Origin of the sequence: Methanocalculus taiwanensis (assembly GCF_024372745.1) — an archaeon.
Taxonomy (GTDB): Archaea; Halobacteriota; Methanomicrobia; order Methanomicrobiales; family Methanocorpusculaceae; genus Methanocalculus; species Methanocalculus taiwanensis.
Genome location: NZ_VOTZ01000002.1, coordinates 92,572 through 112,908 on the forward strand (window position 1 = coordinate 92,572; position 20,337 = coordinate 112,908).

The 20,337-nt window shown below is 47.9% G+C and carries 20 protein-coding genes and 1 tRNA gene; 19 read left to right on the forward strand and 2 right to left on the reverse strand.

Features of this window, described 5'->3' with window-relative positions; genetic code table 11:
- The first annotated feature begins 66 nt into the window (after positions 1-66).
- The 15 genes from FTO68_RS01335 to wrbA all read left to right on the forward strand — a co-directional run bounded on the left by FTO68_RS01335 (position 67) and on the right by wrbA (position 13,584).
- Positions 67-972, forward strand: coding sequence for an ABC transporter ATP-binding protein (locus FTO68_RS01335; protein WP_255331556.1), 906 nt, complete (start codon positions 67-69; stop codon positions 970-972).
- 3 nt (positions 973-975) lie between these two features.
- A complete protein-coding gene (locus FTO68_RS01340; protein ID WP_255331557.1) occupies positions 976-1,758 on the forward strand; it encodes an ABC transporter permease in 783 nt (260 codons plus the stop codon).
- A gap of 524 nt (positions 1,759-2,282) precedes the next feature.
- Complete coding sequence (locus FTO68_RS01345) at positions 2,283-2,597, forward strand: DUF2551 domain-containing protein (RefSeq protein ID WP_255331558.1); 315 nt, start codon at positions 2,283-2,285, stop codon at positions 2,595-2,597.
- A gap of 334 nt (positions 2,598-2,931) precedes the next feature.
- On the forward strand, positions 2,932-3,351 hold the full coding sequence (locus FTO68_RS01355; protein ID WP_255331560.1) for an archease: 420 nt from the start codon (positions 2,932-2,934) through the stop codon (positions 3,349-3,351).
- A gap of 11 nt (positions 3,352-3,362) precedes the next feature.
- Complete coding sequence (locus FTO68_RS01360; protein ID WP_304364177.1) at positions 3,363-4,796, forward strand: RtcB family protein; 1,434 nt, start codon at positions 3,363-3,365, stop codon at positions 4,794-4,796.
- The gene (locus FTO68_RS01365; RefSeq protein WP_255331561.1) at positions 4,793-5,374 is read left to right on the forward strand and encodes a hypothetical protein; all 582 of its coding nucleotides are present in this window, start codon (positions 4,793-4,795) and stop codon (positions 5,372-5,374) included. The genes FTO68_RS01360 and FTO68_RS01365 overlap by 4 nt, the downstream gene beginning before the upstream one ends.
- Before the next feature lie 31 nt (positions 5,375-5,405).
- Positions 5,406-5,828 (forward strand): DUF2111 domain-containing protein, encoded by a 423-nt coding sequence (locus FTO68_RS01370; RefSeq protein ID WP_255331664.1) that lies wholly within the window; start codon positions 5,406-5,408, stop codon positions 5,826-5,828.
- Positions 5,829-5,833: 5 nt separating this feature from the next.
- On the forward strand, positions 5,834-6,814 hold the full coding sequence (locus FTO68_RS01375) for a biotin--[acetyl-CoA-carboxylase] ligase (RefSeq protein ID WP_255331562.1): 981 nt from the start codon (positions 5,834-5,836) through the stop codon (positions 6,812-6,814).
- Positions 6,815-6,875: 61 nt separating this feature from the next.
- Positions 6,876-7,397, forward strand: coding sequence for a biotin transporter BioY (locus FTO68_RS01380; protein WP_368659863.1), 522 nt, complete (start codon positions 6,876-6,878; stop codon positions 7,395-7,397).
- The gene (locus FTO68_RS01385) at positions 7,394-7,999 is read left to right on the forward strand and encodes an ATP-binding cassette domain-containing protein (protein ID WP_255331563.1); all 606 of its coding nucleotides are present in this window, start codon (positions 7,394-7,396) and stop codon (positions 7,997-7,999) included. The genes FTO68_RS01380 and FTO68_RS01385 overlap by 4 nt, the downstream gene beginning before the upstream one ends.
- Before the next feature lies 1 nt (position 8,000).
- Complete coding sequence (locus FTO68_RS01390) at positions 8,001-9,266, forward strand: ATP-binding cassette domain-containing protein (RefSeq protein ID WP_255331564.1); 1,266 nt, start codon at positions 8,001-8,003, stop codon at positions 9,264-9,266.
- A gap of 72 nt (positions 9,267-9,338) precedes the next feature.
- Positions 9,339-11,081 carry a pyruvate/oxaloacetate carboxyltransferase gene (locus tag FTO68_RS01395; protein WP_255331565.1) on the forward strand — a complete coding sequence of 581 codons (1,743 nt, stop codon included), beginning with the start codon at positions 9,339-9,341 and terminating at the stop codon, positions 11,079-11,081.
- The gene (locus tag FTO68_RS01400) at positions 11,078-12,559 is read left to right on the forward strand and encodes an acetyl-CoA carboxylase biotin carboxylase subunit (RefSeq protein WP_255331566.1); all 1,482 of its coding nucleotides are present in this window, start codon (positions 11,078-11,080) and stop codon (positions 12,557-12,559) included. The genes FTO68_RS01395 and FTO68_RS01400 overlap by 4 nt, the downstream gene beginning before the upstream one ends.
- A gap of 146 nt (positions 12,560-12,705) precedes the next feature.
- A tRNA-Met gene (locus FTO68_RS01405) sits at positions 12,706-12,815 on the forward strand.
- 124 nt (positions 12,816-12,939) lie between these two features.
- Positions 12,940-13,584: an NAD(P)H:quinone oxidoreductase gene (wrbA, locus tag FTO68_RS01410; protein ID WP_255331567.1), complete on the forward strand. Its 645-nt coding sequence runs from the start codon at positions 12,940-12,942 to the stop codon at positions 13,582-13,584.
- A 110-nt stretch (positions 13,585-13,694) separates the two neighbouring features.
- Here wrbA and FTO68_RS01415 read toward each other — a convergent pair whose 3' ends face one another.
- A complete protein-coding gene (locus FTO68_RS01415; protein ID WP_255331568.1) occupies positions 13,695-14,435 on the reverse strand; it encodes a SagB/ThcOx family dehydrogenase in 741 nt (246 codons plus the stop codon).
- Positions 14,436-14,527: 92 nt separating this feature from the next.
- On the opposite strand from FTO68_RS01415, the gene FTO68_RS01420 reads away from it, so the two are divergent.
- On the forward strand, positions 14,528-16,684 hold the full coding sequence (locus FTO68_RS01420; protein WP_255331569.1) for a PAS domain S-box protein: 2,157 nt from the start codon (positions 14,528-14,530) through the stop codon (positions 16,682-16,684).
- Positions 16,685-16,736: 52 nt separating this feature from the next.
- On the opposite strand, the gene FTO68_RS01425 is transcribed toward FTO68_RS01420, so the two are convergent.
- A complete protein-coding gene (locus FTO68_RS01425) occupies positions 16,737-17,531 on the reverse strand; it encodes a hypothetical protein (RefSeq protein WP_255331570.1) in 795 nt (264 codons plus the stop codon).
- Between the two features lie 87 nt (positions 17,532-17,618).
- Here FTO68_RS01425 and FTO68_RS01430 point away from each other — a divergent pair, with 87 nt between their 5' ends.
- The 3 genes from FTO68_RS01430 (at position 17,619) to FTO68_RS01440 (ending at position 20,296) form a co-directional block, all read left to right on the forward strand.
- Positions 17,619-19,652 (forward strand): thioredoxin domain-containing protein, encoded by a 2,034-nt coding sequence (locus tag FTO68_RS01430; protein ID WP_255331571.1) that lies wholly within the window; start codon positions 17,619-17,621, stop codon positions 19,650-19,652.
- A 39-nt stretch (positions 19,653-19,691) separates the two neighbouring features.
- Complete coding sequence (locus tag FTO68_RS01435; RefSeq protein ID WP_255331572.1) at positions 19,692-20,009, forward strand: hypothetical protein; 318 nt, start codon at positions 19,692-19,694, stop codon at positions 20,007-20,009.
- Positions 20,010-20,107: 98 nt separating this feature from the next.
- Positions 20,108-20,296 (forward strand): CxxC-x17-CxxC domain-containing protein, encoded by a 189-nt coding sequence (locus FTO68_RS01440; protein WP_255331573.1) that lies wholly within the window; start codon positions 20,108-20,110, stop codon positions 20,294-20,296.
- The last annotated feature ends 41 nt before the right edge of the window (positions 20,297-20,337 follow it).

The window sequence follows — 20,337 nt, forward strand, 5'->3', positions numbered from 1 at the left end:
CATATGAGAGGATCAGAATTGTCATAAGTGATCAAACAAGAGGTTTGCACAAGAGGCAGAGCGCCTATGGAGATAATCGCTGCACATCACCTTGAAAAATATTTTGGTACTCTTGCAGCAGTAGACGGCATCAGCTTTTCTGTTCAGAAAGGTGAAATTTTTTGTTTTCTCGGTCCAAACGGTGCCGGAAAGACAACTGCCATGAAGATGATCCACTGCGTATCAAAACGAACCCGTGGAGATCTTTTGGTATTTGGGATGGATCCTGATACGCACTCCCGGATGATCAAGCAGCGGCTTGGAGTGGTTCCGCAGGAGAATAATCCAGATCCCGACTTCTCTGTTTTCCAAAACCTCACCATCTATGCACGATATTTCGGTATCCCGCGCGAGCAGGCAGAAGAGCGGGCTATCGGGCTCCTTGAATTCATGCAGCTCTCAGATAAAATGGATGCGCCGATAGAGACACTCTCAGGCGGTATGAAGCGGCGGCTGATCATTGCACGTGCGCTGATAAATGACCCCGAACTCCTGATCCTGGATGAACCTACAATCGGCCTGGATCCCCAGGCACGCCACCTTATCTGGGAGAAACTCCGTCATCTTAAATCTCTTGGATGTACTCTTGTGATGACCACACACTACCTTGATGAGGCTGAGCGGCTCTGTGACCGCCTTGTTATCATGGATTCCGGGAAAATACTGGTAGAAGGAAGCCCGGCGGCGCTCATCAGGGAATATGCCGGGGAGGAGATCGTTGAGGCTTTCTCAAGTCAGGAGGTGATCTCGTGCCTCCAGTCTCAGGATATCGGATATGATATATTCGGGGACACTATTCAGGTCCAGGCAGAGGATTCCAGATCCATTGCACATATACTGATGCAGGCAGGCTGTTCTGATCGGATTACTGTCAGGCGTGCAACCCTGGAGGATGTATTCCTGAAACTTACCGGGAGGACATTAAGGGAGTGAGCTATGGCGTACGGAGGTTTAACTGAGATTTCAAGAGGTTCGCTGGCTGTATGGCGGCGAAACCTCGATGCATTTATTAAAACATATAAGGTGAATTTTATCCCGCCATTCGTTGAGCCGGTACTCTATCTCCTTGCCCTTGGATATGGTGTCGGTGCCCTGATCCAGGATGTGGATGGTATCCCATACCCTGTCTTCATTGCACCTGCTCTTGTCTCAATATCGGTGATGTACTCTTCATTCTTTGAATGCACCTATTCGAGTTATGTCCGGATGTACTATCAGAAGACATTTGATGCGATGATCGCAACGCCTCTCTCGATAGAAGATGTGATAACCGGGGAGATTCTCTGGGGGGCGACACGCGGGACGATTTATGCGGCTTTTATGATCCCGGTTCTCTTCCTCTTCGGAGTGATCGATATGCCGACATCCCTTTTGCTGATACCGTTTGCACTCCCTGCCGGACTCCTGTTTTCGGCTATTGGAATCTGTTTCACGGCAGTTACCCCGGGTATTGACGCCCTCAACTATCCGGCATTCCTCTTCATCACCCCGATGTTCCTCTTCTCAGGCACATTTTTTCCTATTGGCATCCTGCCGCAGACACTCCAGTACTTTGCTTTTGGCTTTCTGCCACTTGCAAATGTCGTCAATGTCAACAGGGCGATTACGATGTCAGAGTTCTCCCCGATGCTCATTTACAATATCTTCTGGGTGTTTCTTGTCGCCCTGCTCTTCTTTATCATCGGGCTCAATCTGATGAAGCGGAGACTTGTAAACTGATTTGTGAGATAAACCTCATTCATCAGTGTCAGATTCCAAAAACCTGAGGAAATAACAGGCTCCCCATTCCTTCCTTTCTCCTGGCTTTAAGTTCAGGAGATGTGCATCCGCATGCAGAAGGCAGACATATGATCCAGAGCAGCCATATACCTGACAACCAACTGCTTTCTCTCCACAGATTGTACAGCGATAATCTGTCAATGCTTACACCACCTGGATGAATGCAGAATCTTAGATTTATTCTTTGTGATCGAATTTTTCGTTTTTCGGGGAGAGGAGATACACTGACAAATATTATTGGAGAATACAAACTACATATGATTCCATGAAAAATAATACAAAGTGAACAAAAAATTGTCATTTTTGTACGCATAAATATTACAAGCATATTTATTAATACAATAATGATACATCATTACTCATCGATATAAGAGAGATTTCAATCGACCCTTTTTGCTTAATAGTCAATTTTTTAAAAGAATAAAAGCGAAACTTATATATATTAACAAAGAAGTATACACTGTATGCTCTCAGCGGGGGAGATTAAAAAGGAGATCGAAGCACGCTTAAAAGCGTACCTCTCAAGAGACAAATCGGGCATTCGCAAAGAACTACTCTCAATGTTCATACGCATACGTTCACTTACCATCTCTGAAATCCATGCACGATTGAATGAGAGGTTTAGCATCAGTATCAAAGCAGTTGCATCAATGGTCGGGACCATTGCATCCCGTATCGGTATTCTTCATGTTCGGCGTAATGCCGAAGGAACAAACAGCATCTATGAAGTTAAAGAACAGTATCTTGATGTAATGACCCGGGTTGTTGCGTCAACCTGATTGCCCTTTTTTTGAAAATGCTCTGGCTCTAACAGAACTATTTTAATCAACCCCTTCCCATTAATCTGATACATGAGGAGACCGTTTGGAGAGATAAATGATATACCGGAGATCATCGTGGACGATGATGTCCGTGCGTATATACAAGAACGGGGATGCGATTTCCGGGTATGCACATCATGTGGAGGTCCGATTCTCCTCCCAACATCCATAAAAAATCCAAAATCCACTGATATCCCGATCACTATCGGAGACTATATGCTCTACGTTTCACGATATCAGGTGAAATGGATCCAGACGATCACTATGCAGATGGTTCCCAGATATTTCAGCTATGGTCAACCAGATGGGTATTGAAGAGCTTGAGCATACAGCTGATGTCAGAATACGCATCAGGGCAGAAAGCCATGAAGAGCTCTTCACACTAGCTTCGTCTGCGCTCTTCAGTATCCTGTACACAGGAGATTGCAGGATAGAAAGGGAGAGAGAATTAAAAGTTTCCGGAGATAATATTGAAGATCTCTTATGGGATTTTCTCTCAGAACTCCTCTATATCTCTGAGGTAGAATCCTTTGTTGTCTGTGAAACATCAGTCTGTTTCATCGGCAATGATCTCTACGCCACAATACGAGGTGAGACATTTCATCCGGAGCGGCATGGAGGAGGACGGGAAGTCAAAGGGATATCATACTCGGACCTCTTTATCAGGGAGATGGATTCAATGATCTGTTCTGAGATCATCTTTGATATATGAGGTGAGCATTGATGCTGAGCGGAATAACACTTACCGGCATTCACGAATGGGAGGTTCCTCTGGGATATGTCCCGGATATGCGTGTCTCCGGGCGTCTCTTTCTTTCTGAGACTCTTGGAGAGGCACTTGAAGAGGGGGCGGCCCGGCAGCTGGCAAATGTCGCAACATTACCCGGGATCATCGGACATTCATTTGGAATGCCGGATATCCATTGGGGATATGGCTTTCCTATCGGCGGCGTTGCAGCGTTCTCTGAGGACGAAGGTATCATCTCACCCGGCGGTGTTGGTTTTGACATTAACTGCGGCGTACGGCTTATCGCAACACCACTGACGCTCGGAGATCTCACAGATAGAACGTCAATCATTACAGAACTCTTTAAGAAGATCCCCACCGGTGTCGGATCAAAAGGTTCGCTCAGGTTCAGTGGCTCTGCCCTTGATGAACTACTAGGCAGAGGATCGGCATATGTGATCGAAGAGGGACTCGGCCTCCCTGATGATGCCCTCCTCTGTGAGGAGAATGGCCATATGAAAGATGCAGATCCCGATCTGGTGAGTGAGAAAGCTCGAAAACGGGGTGAACCCCAGTGCGGAACCCTCGGATCGGGGAACCATTTCCTTGAACTTCAGGTTGTATCCAAAATCCATGATCCGCTGACAGCTCAGGCATTTGGTATTACCGAGGGATCCATCTGTTGTATGATTCACTGTGGATCACGCGGTCTTGGGCACCAGGTCTGTACCGATCACATCAGGAATATGGAAAAAGCATCGAAGCGGTATGGGATCAGGCTTCCCGATCGCCAGCTCGCCTGCGCCCCGCTCACCTCATCAGAAGGGCAGAATTATTTCGGAGCAATGGCTGCAGCAGCTAATTATGCCTGGGCAAACCGGCAGATCATCACCCATGATCTCCGGACACTCTTTGAATCTCTCTTCAGGATTGATTATAATGAGATGCCGCTCATTTATGATGTCGCGCATAATATTGCCAAATGGGAAGAGCACATTGTTTCCGGGAAGACCCAGCGCGTATGCGTCCACCGTAAAGGGGCAACACGAGCCTTTGGACCGGGGCGGGCTGAGTTGCCTGGGAAATACAGGGATACCGGCCAGCCGGTGATTATCCCGGGAAGCATGGGAACAGCTTCGTTCCTGCTTGCGGGAACTGAGACCGCCATGCAGAAGACGTTTGGGAGTACCTGCCATGGAGCAGGCAGGGTTGGCAGCAGAAAAGCCGCAAAGAAGGCACTCCGTGGAAGCGAGGTTTCAGCTGACCTCAAAAAACAAGGCATTATCGTTATGGCACCATCAGGTGATGCAATTGCCGAAGAAGCACCCTCGATGTATAAGCCAAGCGAAGAGGTGGTGCGCGTTGTTGATGAAGCAGGATTATCAAGGATCATTGCTACTCTGATGCCGCTTGGGGTGATCAAAGGATGAATAATGGGTCCCCGGCTGTCATCTGGGAGGATAAGCTTATGTTTCAGCGGCTGATCGATGACTGTGTCGGCTGTTGTGAGCTTGTGACACCTCAGCTGCTTGCAGCCCCTTTCTATCGGGGATCATTTGGCTCGCTCATCATCCCGACCGGATTTGCCAATAAGGAGTATTCGCGTGTTCTGCCGGCTCTCAGGGCTACAAAAAGTCGTATAAAGCGTTTTCTTGAATCTGGCGGAGAGATCCTTGTATTTGGCGGGGGAGGCGATATCCCCGACTGTTATGACTGGCTGCCGTTTCCAGTCGGGTATCATTTTGAATATGGTTCCCGGAGCATAACAATTCAAAGAGAGACCGAATCCGCCTCTCTTCTGGAGGGTTATGATCTCAATGCATTCGAATGTGACGGGTATTTCACCGGATATCAGGGATATCCGGTGGCAGTTACGCGAGAAGGACACCCTGTCATTATTGAAGAGAGGATAGGATCCGGCCGCGTGATCCTTACCACATGCCATGAATACCCGTCCCGGACATTTCTAACCCGCTTCTGTGCCTGTAGAAAGGAAAACTTCTTTTAGCTGGAGCAGGTATGGTTGTTAGTGTTGAATGATGCATCAATATACTATTGCCCGTAATTCATCTGCAGATGATCTGGAGCCGGTTTTAATGGCAATTCACACGATAGTCTCAGGACTCCCTGTCACAGGAAAATCAGCAGATAAACCTGGAATCCGTATTGAAGAGGGAAAAATTATTGATCGGGTCTATACGGGACCGGTGCTTGAGGAGGCGATTTCAACAAATCGGTTGATCAAGCGACGGCCGGAGACCGGCACATATAAGGGTGTTCCGGTTGTGGTAGCCCCTCTCCGTGATAGTGATGGGGAAGCAATCGGTGCTATCGGGGTCGTTGACATCACTGGCATTTTCGACCTTGCAACATTAATGGAACATCAGTCATTTATTCTCCGTCAGGTTTGCGGAACAGATCCATGCCCGATAGAGACCGAACAGATCAGTTCAAAAAGGTAATAGAAATGACCAACGCTGCGTTTAATGTTCTCAGGATTCTCGATCGTACCGGTGAGAAGCTCTCCGGGGAAAAGATAAGCAAGGAGCTTGGCATCAGCAGATCCGCAGTCTGGAAACATATCCAGGAACTTCGTGATCTTGGCTATGAGATTGAGGCATCACAAAAGGAAGGGTACCATGTCGCACAGAGGACAAAACGCCTCCTTCCATATGAAATAAAGCGCCACCTGAAAACAAAAAAAATCGGATCAGATCTTCATTATGCCATAAGTACCCCCTCTACAATCTGGCTTGGCAAGCAGATGATGCGTGAGATAGAGAATGACGTCGGAGAGGGTCTTGTCATCATCGCTGAGGAGCAGACTGGCGGCATCGGCAGGCTCGGACGTTCATGGGCATCCCCGGCAGGGGGAGTGTGGACAACGATAGTCCTGAAACCATCAATTCCAATAGCACGTGCATACATGATCATGATGGCAGCCTCTGTGGCGGTTGCACGCGCTATCCGAAAAGAGTATGATATCGGCGCTTTGATCAAATGGCCAAATGACATATTCATCGGAGATAAGAAAGTTGCGGGAATGCATCTGGAGCTTTCTGCTGAGGCGGATATCATCCACTATTGCCTTCTCAGTGTCGGAATAGATGTGAATGTATCTGTTTCAGATTTGATGCCGACTTTAAACCGTGAAGTTACATCCATCTCAGAAGAGCTTGGATATGATGTTGACAGGGCTAAGTTCCTTGCCCGAGTCTTAACTGAATTTGAACGTCGCTATGCTCTTGTTGAACGAAATGAATATGATGCCCTCATTCGTGAATGGAAGAGCCTCTCCTGTACGCTTGAACACAGAGTGGAGATACGGACATTAAAGAAAACCTTTGAAGGTGAAGCGATCGATCTTGACGAACACGGCGCCCTGATTATCAGGAAAGACAATGGCAAGATCGAGCGGGTAATAGCTGGAGATTGTTATCTTCTCTGAACACCAGAACATTTAAAATACCATCTTTTTTATCGTCAACCAGCATATCATAATCAGGTTGATGATGTACGGCAATATCGAATATGCAAGAGTTCTGACAAAAACCGCTGCATTCACCGCACTTATTGCAATAGGAGGCTGGATATCCATTACAATTCCATTTCTCCCACTAGTCCCCTTCACCCTCCAGACACTCTTTCTCCTGCTGGCTGCAATTGTGATGAAGAGATATGCAGTATTGCCTGCCGCCCTGTATCTTCTCCTTGGGATCTGCAACTTCCCTGTGTTTCATAACGGAACTGCCGGAATAGGAGTTCTCCTTGGACCCACAGGGGGCTATATCATTGGTTTTATTCCCGCAGCCATAATCGCAGGCTTCTTCTTTGAAAAATCCTGGAAATATTCTGGTATTACCGGAGTTGTAGCAGCTACAATCGCCATTTATACAATCGGTATTGCGTGGCTCTCTGTTTCAACAGGGATGCCTGTTTTTGCCGCAATCATGATCGGTGCAATTCCCTTTATCCCGGGTGATATTCTAAAATCAACTGCGGCACTTATGATAGGTAAAAGGATTCCATGATCACAATTGAGAACCTTTCCCATGGCATACTCTCAATTCCTTATTTTGAAATTCCTGAAGGAATTACATCAGTTTTCGGACGAAATGGGGCCGGAAAGACGACATTACTCTCCCTTTGCGCAGGCGTGCTTCTCCCGGATAAGGGCCTGGTGAGGATAGATGAGAAATCCCCACGAACACTTGATATCGGGTGGGTTTCAGAATTTCCCGACAGGAACATCCTCTTTGACGAAGTATTCAATGAGATCGCAGCACCACTGAGGTTCCGCCACAATCCAATCGATCAAATTGAGGAACGCACCGGGGAGATTGCAGAAGTCCTTCAGATCACCCATCTTCTTCATAGAAAAACCCGTTCTTTATCCGGGGGAGAGAAGATCCTTGTCTGCCTCGCCTGCGCCCTTGTAACTGATCCCATCCTGCTTGTTATCGATGAAGCAGATTCACATCTTGATAGAGAGACAGCCAGGAGAGTTCAGGAGGCAATTCGAACAGTATCCCCCCGGCATGTCCTTCAGAGCAGCCAGTACAGGGATAATGCATCCCACTCAGATCAGGTGGTCATCCTTGAAAATGGGCAGATATCCTGGGAAGGGATCTAAAATGAAGCTTATCGCAGATGGACTCAGGCATCGCCAGGGATCATTCAATCTCACTGTGAAACATGAATTTGAACCCGGCATCTACCTGATCACCGGACCAATTGGATCGGGGAAGAGCACACTCTCTCTCCTCCTGTCAGGATATCTTGCACCGGACATGGGTAAAGTTGTTCGAGCAGGCATTACAACTGATGCCATCTCACTGCAGTTTCCGGAATATCATGTCACGGGTGCAACTGTTTGGGACGAGATCCGATCCTGGGGCGTTGATCCGGATATAATTGACAGATCCATACTACCCGAAACAATGTGGGAGCGTGACCCGCTTCACCTCTCACGAGGCGAGTTAAAAAGGCTTAATCTCGCATTAATTTTTGCGAAAGATACCGATCTCCTCATTCTTGATGAGCCGTTCTCATCCCTTGACACAGAAATGAAAAAATGGCTCTGCATGAAGATTGATAGCCGATCATCCGGCATTACCATCATCTTTACTCATGAACGTGAGATCCTCCCGGAGCATGGATATCATCTCTATATGCAAAACGGCTCTCTCTATGTGGCAGATACTGTTCCATCAATCCCGGAAAGGGTATGTGAGAGACAGGCAGAAGAAGAGGATGGATTGCCTGTTTTTCGAGACGGGCGCATCAGGCTCTTCTCCGTGGCCATGCTTTCACTGGGGGCATTTCTCTCTGTTGGAGGAGCTATTCTTGCACTTCTCTGGTGGGTGGCGGCTGCATGGGGACGCTTCAGATTTCCAGACAGGCACCTTATATTCGCATTCGGGATGCTGATCCTGCTGCCTGCAATCGTAACTGAATTATTTACCGGTGGCGGGTTATCCTATGGTATCAGGATGGGTGTTATCCTACTCATCTCATTCTGGGTGTATGCTGACTACCGGAGTGGGGAGATGCTTGATATCTTCGTCTGGGCAGGATCTGATCGTAAGGGCTTTGATATCGGCCTTGCGGCTGAGATGGCAATGCAGGGCATTAATCTTGCAAGAATGGATATCAGGCACATACAAAGGGCTTATGCAATAAAAGGCCAAAATATTGGATTGAAAACTTTTATTCCTGCGGCAATTTCTTTGCTGCTCATGCACATACGCCGATCAGAGGAGACGGCCATGCTTCTTGCACTCAGGGGCTTTACTGGAGGCGGCACATATACACCATTATTCCAACAAGGAAAAAGAGATGTCCTGCTTGCTTTAATTGCTGTTATTCCGCTATTTTATAGTTTTATGTCTTTTTGGTGAGTTATTTATACTATCAGGTGTAATTTTTGAGAGGCTCGATTTTTACAATTCCTCAGCCCACGAGGTGTTTAGATGACGCAATCAAAAGATTCGAGAATATACATCACTGATACCACGCTGAGGGATGCACATCAATCGCTCATCGCAACCCGCCTTCAGACAGAAGATATGATTCCGATAGCAAAGGAGATCAATAAGATCGGTTTTTTTTCTGTTGAGGCATGGGGCGGTGCTACATTTGATAGCTGTATCCGCTTTTTAAATGACGATCCATGGATGCGTCTTCGTTCACTCAAGGAAGTGCTGCCGGATACTCCGATTCAGATGCTCCTGAGAGGCCAGAATCTTGTCGGATACAGGCATTACCCTGATGACGTTGTGGAACGATTTGTCACGGCAGCCCACTCAAATGGAGTTGATATCTTCAGGATATTTGATGCATTGAACGATATCCGGAATATGAAGAGCTCCATTAAGGCCGCCTCCGATCTCGGCGCACATGTGCAGGGGGCCATCTCCTATACGACGAGCCCGGTGCATTCCATACCCACATTCATTGATATGGCTGAAGAGCTGTATTCGCTTGGATGCGATTCGATCTGTATCAAGGATATGGCAGGGCTGATCATGCCAGAGACCACCCGTGAACTTATCCAGGGGATAAAGAAAAGAGTGGATGTTCTGGTTGATCTCCATAGCCACTCCACAAGTGGTATTGCTCCGATGAGTTACCAGGCGGCAATTGAGGCGGGGGTTGACATTCTGGATACGGCGATGTCGCCATTTGCATTCGGAACATCACAGCCTGCTACCGAGAGTGTCATTGCCTCGGTGATCGGCACACCTCGTGAGACAGGAATCGATCTGCTTGCACTCCGGAATGTCAGAAATCTCTGCATGGATGTCAGGAAGAAATATAATGCACTCGTCGATCCTATCTCAGAGCGGATCGACAGCGATGTACTTGTCTATCAGCTGCCAGGGGGGATGATCTCAAACCTCGTCTCCCAGCTTAAGGAACAGGATGCAATCGATAAACTTCAGGCGGTCTTCGATGAGATTCCACATGTGAGGGAGGATCTCGGTTATCCGCCGCTTGTCACTCCGACAAGCCAGATCGTTGGTACACAGGCAGTACTCAATGTCCTGATGGGTGGCCGTTACCTGAATGTCACAAAAGAAGTAAAGGACTATGTACGGGGACTGTATGGTCGTCCCCCCGCAATAATTCCTGATGCAATCCGGCAACAGATCATCGATGGGGAGGAGATGATCACGGTACGTCCGGCGGATCTGCTGGGGCCAATATATGAGAGCATGAAGGAGGAAGCAGCCGGCATGGGTCTCATCAGGAAAGAAGAGGATGTGCTGACATATATCCTCTATCCGGCCATTGCCCCGGCATTTCTCAAGGGAGAGAAGACCGCTGAAGTCATCCCTGTCCCAAAAAAGGAGGGGACAAACCCTGTTGATTTCCCTCACGCAATGGAAGTTGAAGTTGATGGAGAGATCTTCTCTGTCCGTATCGTCTCTGTTGAAGGAAGTGCATTGTCGGCACCGGTTGGAAGCTCAACAAAATCACATATCCCCCGTGGCGATCTCCCGGGCGGCATCAAGAGCAATATGCAGGGGATGGTCCTCGATATCAAAGTGAGCCTCGGTCAGGAGGTGAAGAAAGGGGATACTCTGGTCGTTCTTGAAGCGATGAAGATGGAGAATCCAATCCAGAGCCCTGTAGATGGAAAAGTCGCAGAAATATTCGTCGATGCCGGTGCAGTGGTCCAGAACGGGGATATTTTGCTGGTGATCCAATGACCTACTTTGATAAGGTGCTCATTGCAAACCGGGGCGAGATAGCAATCCGCGTCATGCGTGCCTGCAGGGAACTGGGTATTGAAACAGTTGCGATTTATTCGACTCCGGATAAAAATGCACTCCATGTGAAATATGCCGATGAGGCATTTCACATAGGAGAGGCCCATCCCTCGAAAAGTTATCTGAACCAGAATCGAATTATCGAGATTGCAACACTCTGTGAGGCAGAAGCGATTCATCCGGGATATGGTTTTTTGGCAGAGAATTATCACTTTGCCGAACAAGTGGAGCAGTCGAATCTCACATTCATTGGACCCTCTTCAAAGACAATTCATATGATGGGATCCAAACTCGACTCAAAAGAGGCGATGAGTGCTGCCGGGGTTCCTGTTCTCCCCTGGACAAAAGGGGGCGTCACTTCAAGTGAGGCAGGCATCGCATTTGCCGAAGAGATTGGATATCCGGTGATTGTGAAAGCGAGCGCCGGTGGTGGGGGCATCGGGATGCAGATCGTCTGGGACAGTTCAGGGATTGCCGAGGCGATCGAGAAAGGGATGCGTATTGCGCAGTCCGCTTTTGGTGATCCTACTATTTTTATCGAGAAATATCTTGATAAACCCCGCCATATTGAGGTCCAGGTGCTCTCTGATTATGACGGGCATGGGATACACCTCTATGAACGCGAGTGTTCGATCCAGAGGCGACACCAGAAGCTCGTTGAGGAGGCTCCATGCCCGATCATGACGCAGGATCTTCGGGAGAAGATGACCGACTCGGCATTGACGGTTGCGAAAGTCTGCAACTATACCAATGCCGGGACTGTGGAATTCCTCTATTTTGAGGGCGAATATTATTTTATGGAGATGAATACCCGCCTTCAGGTAGAGCATACCATCTCCGAGATGGTAACAGGTGTCGATATTGTCCGCCAGCAGCTTGCAATAGCATCCGGTGAACCGCTTGCATATGAACAGGATGAGATTTCTCTTCGTGGTCATGCAATCGAATGCAGGATCAATGCAGAAGATCCCCTGAATGATTTTACTGCAGACCCGGGCAAGATCGTCCGGTACCGCTCTCCCGGCGGGCCAGGTATCAGGGTGGATTCGGGTATCCATGTCGGGTATGCGATCCCGCCGCAATATGATTCGATGATCTCAAAACTCTGTGCCTATGGTCTTACCAGGATTGAGGCAATTGAACGGATGCGGAGAGCCATTTATGAATATGTGATCCTGGGTGTCAAAACAACATTGCCACTTCACCATTCCCTGATGCACAACCGGCAGTTTATACAGGGCAATACACACACCCATTTCTTAACTGATCAGCAGATTATGCGGAATCTCCAGAGCTATTATCGCGATGAAGAGTCACGCATGCAGACACTGGCCGCTTCCCTGCGTCAGGGGAAGGAGACGGCTGCGGTTACAGCCGCAATCAATGTCTATCTCCAGCATATGAATAAGGGAAAATAAGACTAAAAAAGTATTCTTATCGACTCTTTTTCGATTTCTTTCATTTTTTGAAAAAATTCCGGATTTCAGATCTACAAAAGCCATATGGTAAGCTATTTACGAGCAGGCAACCTTCTTATTATGCACAACCCGTGCGAACATCAGATGCTGCGGTGGCCTAGCTGGTTAGGGCGCCAGACTCATAGGGTTTTGAGCAATCGAAGGCGCCATCATCTGGGATATCTGGAGGTCGGGGGTTCGGATCCCCCTCGCAGCACTTCTCTGATTGTGATCTTTTCTGATTTTTTCCAGGACATCTTCCAGGTATAGTCTGACAAAATCTGATCATCTGTCGCCAGAAGCATTCATTACTCTGATAGCCAGATAGATTTCTGATTCACATGACAACTGTCCTGATCGTCTATTATTCACTATTTGGCCATGTCCACAGAATGGCAGAAGCTATTGCGGAAGGAGTCCGCCTTGGAGGAGGAGAGCCTATTCTCCGCCGCGTGCCAGAAACCCTGCCTGAAGAGGTGATTGAAAAAATGGGAGCCTCGGATTTTCTGGAAGAGTTCTCAAAAATTCCTCTCTGCACTCGTGAAGATCTGACTGATGCAGATGCAATCATCTTCGGCACACCTACCCGGTTTGGGAATATGTGCGGCCAGATGCGACAGTTCCTTGATGCAACTGGAGGCCTCTGGCAGAGAAACGTGCTTCTTGGCAAAGTGGGAAGCGCCTTTACCAGCTCGGGAACCCAGCACGGGGGGCAGGAGTCAACACTCCTCTCAACCCACATCACTCTCCTCCATCATGGCATGGTGATTGCCGGACTTCCCTATGGCTTTTCCGGCCAGACACGGAACGATGAGCTCACTGGCTGTTCGCCATATGGTGCATCAACAATAGCAGGAGGGGCCAATGAGCGCTGGCCTTCAGAAAATGAGCGTGCCGGTGCCTGCTGGCAGGGGAAATATGTTGCAATTCTTGCGAGGAGGCTTTCAGAGGATTATGGGGCGATGAGAGAAGAGCTTGGGGTTTAACTCTTGTCTAATAATCCCTTTTCCATCAGAATTTGTTAACTCTTCTCCATATCTCTGACAGGTGGAAAACACAAGGAGACTCCTGATTTTCCGGATGCCACATCTTACCACTATTTTTTCTTCTTCCCGACCGTTGCCAGGTAGATAACAAACTCCTCCACCCCGTCTGCCCCGATAATCCGTGCCATTTCCTCATCATCAAATGCCCCTATTGCACATGTTCCGCAGCCGATCTCCTCTCCTGCAAGGTAGAGATTCTGGCAGATATGGCCGGCATCGAGGTGGACAAGCCGGTATGCCCGTTCGCTATACCGCCAGCTCATGCGATAGATGATACATGACCAGATGAACGTAACAGCAGATGATCTGACAAACGGCTGTCCAAGACAGGCAGCCATTACATTGTCTGTGATACCAGAAACGGTATCGATCTCAAGCAGTTCGTGGGAGAAGGCAAGATACCGGTACAGGCCGGGTGTAAGTCCCTCCACACGGTTGATCAGGAGGTAGGTCTCACATGCGTGACGGCCACCGGCTGATGGAACGGTCCGGAGAGTAAAGTAGGGTGCCCTGCTATCCATAATCCCCTGGGTTGACCAGAGAAGGTATGCAAGCTCCTTCTGTGTCAGTGCTTTTTGGGAATAGGTGCGTATTGAACGGCGGCTTTCGATAAGATCAAGAAGATTGTGTTCGGGAAGGAAGACCTGATCTGCCGGTTGTAACCGGATACGTATTCCATCATGAGGATATGGTTTTTCGAGGGGAGGGGGTGTTTCACCCATCTGCTGATCTGAGGGTGTCAGATGCAAATACCGGGTCTTCTCCATGAATTGTCTGCCAATAAACTGCATACCGTTTCAATGGTTAGCGAGGATGATGAAGTATTCGATGAGGAATACATAATAGAAGAAGAATTAATACAGAATAACTCCTCATGCTGAATATGCCGGCCGATCCAAATCTCATTTCAGCTCTCTATATTGAAGATGATAATGCCTTGCGGCAGATATACAGGAAATTAATAGAAGAAGATGGCGATATTATTGTCGCAACTGCACGTAATGAGGAAGTAAAAGAGCTCCTTGAGACATTTCACTTTGATGTTATTATATCAGAGTATCAGCTGACAGGTAACGAAGGAACAGGAATACTTCGTCATTTGAAACAGAAAGAAGACAAAACGCCATGTATCATTCTTTCAAGCCACAATGATACCGATATGATCATTCAGGCTTATAATCAGGGGGCAGTTGATTATATCCGGAAGTCGGAGAATCCGGCCAGCATAGCTGTCATTATAAAGAACAGGATCAGAGATGCTGCATTGAAGAGAAGGAGGGAGAGGGATGTTGAAACAAACAGACGCCTCCTTCAGGCCACGCTTGATGCCATACCAGATATTATCGGCATTCAGACACCCGATCACAAAATTGTCTATTATAATCAGGCTGGATACTCATTTCTTAATATGAGACCTGAGGAGGTGAAAGGCAGACATTGTTATGAGTTAATCGGACGCGCCCGACAGTGTGATATCTGTGCGACAGAGAAGGCTCTTTGGTCAAAGAAACTTGAGCGAGTGGAAAAATACATTTCTGAGCTGGATGCATATCTGGATTGCAGATCCTACCCGGTTCTTGATGATGATTCTGAGGTGATCTTCATCATTGAGCAACTCACTGATATAACCGAAAGAAAACGTGCTGAAGAGGAGATCAGGGCACTCTCCACCGAATACGAGACGGTCTTTAATGGAACACAGGATTGCATATTCCTGATAAGGGTGACTGATGATGGAGAGTTCCGGTTCATCCGCAACAATCTCGCACATGAGACTGCAACCGGACTAACCACAGAGACATTACACGAAAAGACACCGGAAGAGCTTCTGGGTAAACAGGCTGGATCGGTTATATCAGCGAACTACCAGCGGTGTCTCGAAACAAACGGCCCGATCATCTATGAAGAGACACTCAACCTTCCAGCAGGTGAAAAGACATGGGAGACACTCCTGACACCTGTTATCCGGGATGGAAGAGTTACGCATATCGTTGGATCGAGCAGGGATATTACGAATCAGAAGCGAATCGAGATGGAGCTTCGATTGAGTGAGGAACGCTATCGTGACTTCTTCGATAATGCAAATGTGATGATCCAGAGTGTGGATGAAGAGGGTCATTTTATCTTTATTAACAAGACATGGAAAGAGAAGATGGGTTATTCAGATAAGGAGATTGAGAACCTTTCACTCTTTGATATCATTCATCCTGATTCTTTGGATCATTGCCAGAGCACATTTCAGGAGGTGCTCTCAGGAAAAGCTGTAAACGGAGTTCAGGCGGCATTTCTCACAAAAGATCGGCGTCCGATCCAAATCGAAGGAAATGTGAATTCATTTGTCTATAATGGAAAAAGAAGAACCAGAGGCATTTTTCACGATATCACCGAGCGAAAAATTGCTGAGGAAGCCGTTCGAATAGCGAACAAAAAGCTCCAACTCCTCTCCAGTATCACCAGGCATGACATACTCAATGAGGTTATGGTACTACTTGGCAATCTGGATTTTGCAGAAGAGACCAGTAATGATACTGAGGTGGAGAAATACCTGGCCAGGGCAGGCGAAGCAGGCAGAACAATACAGCGCCATATCGAGTTTACCCGCCTCTATGAGAACCTTGGTGTCAGTGAGCCGGAATGGCAGGAACTTACCGCACTCATTCCGAAATCAAAGGGTCCGGTAACAATCACGAATAACTGCACCAGTCTCTCCCTCTTTGGAGATTCGATGCTTGAAAGGGTTTTTTCAAACCTTCTTGATAATACCATTCGCCATGGAGAGCATGCTACCGCCGTGACAATTGACTGCCGCCGGAGCGATGATGGGCTTCATCTGATATGGCGAGATAACGGGGCCGGGATCGAGGAGAATCTAAAAGAGACCATATTTAAACGTGGATTTGGTAAAAATACCGGTTTTGGACTCTTCCTCTCCCGTGAGATCCTCGCTATCACCGGAATAACCATGAGGGAGACGGGTACTCCCGGTGAAGGGGCGCAGTTTGAGATACTTATTCCAAAAGAGGCATATAACTTCAATTAAAACGATTGTTTGGGAGAGAAAAGAGATCTTTCCCATTCTCCATGCGACGTATCTATTTTACGGGTGAGAACTCAACAGACCAGCTGCCGTCACAGACGATGTTGAAGAGATAATTGTCGCCTTCTTTGATTGTAACCGGAACCGTTGTTGCATAATCCCCGACATAGAGTTCAAAGTCGTCATTTCGTAGCCCATGGAATGCTAACGGTGCCACTAAGTCACCATCCATAAGCATAGTGCCATTATAATCCATCAGTTCCACACTGATGACGGTCATATTCTCACCCTTGATTTGACAGCTATAATTTCCAGCAGGAATCATGAAGAAGGGGGTTGCTGTGTTGCCGATACCAGAAAATGTCTGAGGCGGGATCCCATTGATCATCTTCGGGACACCGAAGTGAAGTGTCCATGGAGCCAGCTGGCTGACTTCAACTGTTGTATTGGCATCCTCAGAAAGCATAAATGCATATGTCCAGCGGTAATTCCCGTCAATGATAGCATCAGGTCGAACTTCAGCAGTATAATTACCTTCAACCATAATGTCATCTTTCTCGCTTGAAATAGAGACTTTTGATGCAACAGGCTCTGATCCATCCGTCTTCTCAATTTCGAATGTCAAGAGGTGTACACCGGATGAAAGGGGCATTACAGTTTTCTGATCTCCGGCTCCAGAGAAATAAACAGCACCATCATTTGGGGGTTCTGCCCTCGGTGTTGGGGTTGGGGTGGCTGTTCCAGGCTGAGCCTGTTGATTCGTCTCCTCGCCAACACAACCTGCAAAAACTGTACATCCAGTCAAAAGGAGGAAAAATGCCAGATAAAAAGTAAATACACGTCTATCCATAGAAATATAATACTCAATTGAGCTATATACAGATTTCTCTTGGACACCGCGAGAGGTTTCATAGTATATGAGCATCCTTTATCCGGTATGGCAAACCGGCTTGTAGATGAGAAGAGTCCCTATCTCCGTCAGCATGCAGAGAATCCTGTTGAATGGCACCCGTTCTCTGATGAGGCATTTGAGAAGGCACGGGAAGCGGATATTCCGGTCTTTCTTTCAGTAGGATATTCAACCTGCCACTGGTGCCATGTTATGAACAGGGAGTCGTTCTCTAGTCAGCAGGTGGCAGAGGCACTCTCAGGCAGGTTTATTGCGGTAAAGGTGGATCGTGAGGAGCGTCCCGATATTGATCGGATAGCAATGATCTCCTGCCAGCTGATGACTGGCGGCGGTGGCTGGCCACTCACCCTTGTCCTCACTCCGGATAAGCGCCCATTCTTTGCCGGGACATATATTCCGAAAGAGCCCCGTTATGGAAGTGCCGGGCTTCTCCAGATCCTTGATCGAATCTGGGAGCTCTGGCATGAGAGACGGGATGAGGCAGAACGCCTTGGCAGGCGTGTCGAAGAGGCGGTGCAGTCGTACCTGGCAGGGGATATCCTGGTGCCGGAGATGACAGACCTAATCGATGATCCCCTGGATACTGCATATGCTGCCCTTCTGACTTCATTTGATCAGGAATATGGCGGTTTTGGAGAGCGAATGAAGTTCCCCTCACCCCATCTCATCTCGTTTCTGCTTCGATATGGTGGAGTCGCCAGGATTCATGATGCGACAGAGATGGCCCAAAAAACACTCCATACAATGAGAAAGGGGAGTATAAACGATCAGATTGGGGGAGGTTTTCACCGGTACACAACTGACCGCCAATGGATGATACCCCACTATGAGAAGATGGCAACCGATCAGGCCCTTCTTCTGCATGCGTTTTCGGAGGGGTACCGGATCACCGGCGATCCCCTCCTGAAAGCAGAGGCGCTCCGTATTGCCGCATACATCAGATCCGATCTCACCTCACCTGAAGGTCTATTCTATACAGCAGAGGATGCCGAGAGCGGAGGTGAGGAAGGGGCTTTCTATCTCTGGTCAAAAAAGGAGATTCGATCACTCTTCAATCATGATGATGGAAAACAAGCCTGTGATCTCCTGCTTGGAGATGCAAGTGAGACCGAGAGAAGACCACTGGCGCTTCATTTGGATGCTGTCGATCCAATATGGCTGAAGAGGGTGAGAGAAACGTTTGCCGATGCCCGTAAACGCCGCTCCCGCCCATTCCGTGACGAGAAGATCCTCCTCGATACAAATGCAATGATCATCGGCGCCCTTGCGGGTGCCGGATTCCGGATGAATGAACCTGACCTGATTCAAATGGCCACGGAGGCATATTCCACTATTCAGATTGTGATCAATGAATCAGATGAAGCTCTTTTCCACGCCAGAATGAATGGGTCTATCATATCTCCTGCATTTCTGCCAGATTACGCTGAGATGATTGCTGCTTCAATAGAGCTCCATCAGGCAACACAGAATACAGAGTATCTCCTCAAGGCTATCAGCTATACAGAGGCGGTTGTTTCCCTCTTTTACAACCCGGATGGCAGCTGGTTCTGGTTTGAGGAGGAGGGACATGCCCTCTTCCGGACACGTGATACAGAGGATTCTGCGGGGCCTTCCGGGAATGCCGTCATGCTGCACAACCTTCTCCTCCTTTATCGGATCACCGGTAATCAGGAGTTCGGAGATATAGCTCATGCCATCATGGGACGTATACGTCCGGCTCTCCTGCACCATCCGCAGGCATATATTCACAGTATCAGTTCATTGTTTCATCTCTCTTCTGCTGCTCTTGATATCATCACAACAGGTAGCCCGAAGGTCTTCTCCGAAGCGATACGATCCTCACAGAACCCTCTCATCACTCATCTGCATCTCTCCCCGGATGTGCGATCATCGGCTGAAATACTGCCAAAAGTAATGGATTTTTCACAAGATTCCATAGAGCCGACCGCATACCCCTGTAGGGTGGGATCATGCCTCCCCCTGATCACCAACCCAGAAGAGCTGAAAATGCTGCTTGACTCTGCATTTTACCGGCATTCGCAACAGAAGCAGCTGGACTGATTCGAAGGTTTCAATAATGACAGCATCTAAGTGTTCCCTATGATAACAGACGAAAAGAAGGGGCGGTTTGTACAGGGTAGATTTGTCATCGATGAAGAGCCGGACACCGAACCTGCCCATTCAGAAAAGGCCGAAGAGACGAAGACAAAAAAACCGACAATTGAAGACCTGATACAGTTAACCTCAAAGAATGTCGAGATGACGATTGAAAGTGTCGTTATACTGGGTAAAAAGCTCTTTCTCACACAAGAAGGGCGTGATCATATTGAGGCTAAGACCCGGAAGATAGGAGACGATCTCCAGAAGACTGTAGGTGAGATTGCTGAGGCTGCAAAAAAGGCAATCGAGAAGAAATAATAGGATAATCATAAATGATGTGGTTTATTCAGGGATGATCTTTTATAGTCCTGGATTCAATAATTATTTGCAGAACCTACAACTGCATGAGATATACAATGGAAGGAAGAAATTTTGGCGGCCGGGGTAACTTCGGCGGCCCAAGAAGATTTGATGGTCCTCGTGAGATGTCAAAGGCAATCTGTTCAGATTGCGGTTGCGAATGTGAAGTCCCTTTCAAGCCAACAGAGGGCAGGCCAGTCTATTGCCGTGACTGCCTCCCAAAGCACCGGAAACCCCGGTTCTAACCTTTTTTTCTGGCACTATTGCTGCCTCAATAAATTATTAA

What these genes read in the sequence shown, in the direction of transcription:
- FTO68_RS01335 (WP_255331556.1), top strand. Translation starts at nt 67, where the DNA reads ATGGAGATAATCGCTGCACATCACCTTGAAAAATATTTTGGTACTCTT.
- FTO68_RS01340 (WP_255331557.1), top strand. Translation starts at nt 976, where the DNA reads ATGGCGTACGGAGGTTTAACTGAGATTTCAAGAGGTTCGCTGGCTGTA.
- FTO68_RS01345 (WP_255331558.1), top strand. Translation starts at nt 2,283, where the DNA reads ATGCTCTCAGCGGGGGAGATTAAAAAGGAGATCGAAGCACGCTTAAAA.
- FTO68_RS01355 (WP_255331560.1), top strand. Translation starts at nt 2,932, where the DNA reads ATGGTCAACCAGATGGGTATTGAAGAGCTTGAGCATACAGCTGATGTC.
- FTO68_RS01360 (WP_304364177.1), top strand. Translation starts at nt 3,363, where the DNA reads ATGCTGAGCGGAATAACACTTACCGGCATTCACGAATGGGAGGTTCCT.
- FTO68_RS01365 (WP_255331561.1), top strand. Translation starts at nt 4,793, where the DNA reads ATGAATAATGGGTCCCCGGCTGTCATCTGGGAGGATAAGCTTATGTTT.
- FTO68_RS01370 (WP_255331664.1), top strand. Translation starts at nt 5,406, where the DNA reads ATGCATCAATATACTATTGCCCGTAATTCATCTGCAGATGATCTGGAG.
- FTO68_RS01375 (WP_255331562.1), top strand. Translation starts at nt 5,834, where the DNA reads ATGACCAACGCTGCGTTTAATGTTCTCAGGATTCTCGATCGTACCGGT.
- FTO68_RS01380 (WP_368659863.1), top strand. Translation starts at nt 6,876, where the DNA reads ATGATGTACGGCAATATCGAATATGCAAGAGTTCTGACAAAAACCGCT.
- FTO68_RS01385 (WP_255331563.1), top strand. Translation starts at nt 7,394, where the DNA reads ATGATCACAATTGAGAACCTTTCCCATGGCATACTCTCAATTCCTTAT.
- FTO68_RS01390 (WP_255331564.1), top strand. Translation starts at nt 8,001, where the DNA reads ATGAAGCTTATCGCAGATGGACTCAGGCATCGCCAGGGATCATTCAAT.
- FTO68_RS01395 (WP_255331565.1), top strand. Translation starts at nt 9,339, where the DNA reads ATGACGCAATCAAAAGATTCGAGAATATACATCACTGATACCACGCTG.
- FTO68_RS01400 (WP_255331566.1), top strand. Translation starts at nt 11,078, where the DNA reads ATGACCTACTTTGATAAGGTGCTCATTGCAAACCGGGGCGAGATAGCA.
- wrbA (WP_255331567.1), top strand. Translation starts at nt 12,940, where the DNA reads ATGACAACTGTCCTGATCGTCTATTATTCACTATTTGGCCATGTCCAC.
- FTO68_RS01415 (WP_255331568.1), bottom strand. Translation starts at nt 14,435, where the DNA reads ATGCAGTTTATTGGCAGACAATTCATGGAGAAGACCCGGTATTTGCAT.
- FTO68_RS01420 (WP_255331569.1), top strand. Translation starts at nt 14,528, where the DNA reads ATGCCGGCCGATCCAAATCTCATTTCAGCTCTCTATATTGAAGATGAT.
- FTO68_RS01425 (WP_255331570.1), bottom strand. Translation starts at nt 17,531, where the DNA reads ATGGATAGACGTGTATTTACTTTTTATCTGGCATTTTTCCTCCTTTTG.
- FTO68_RS01430 (WP_255331571.1), top strand. Translation starts at nt 17,619, where the DNA reads ATGGCAAACCGGCTTGTAGATGAGAAGAGTCCCTATCTCCGTCAGCAT.
- FTO68_RS01435 (WP_255331572.1), top strand. Translation starts at nt 19,692, where the DNA reads ATGATAACAGACGAAAAGAAGGGGCGGTTTGTACAGGGTAGATTTGTC.
- FTO68_RS01440 (WP_255331573.1), top strand. Translation starts at nt 20,108, where the DNA reads ATGGAAGGAAGAAATTTTGGCGGCCGGGGTAACTTCGGCGGCCCAAGA.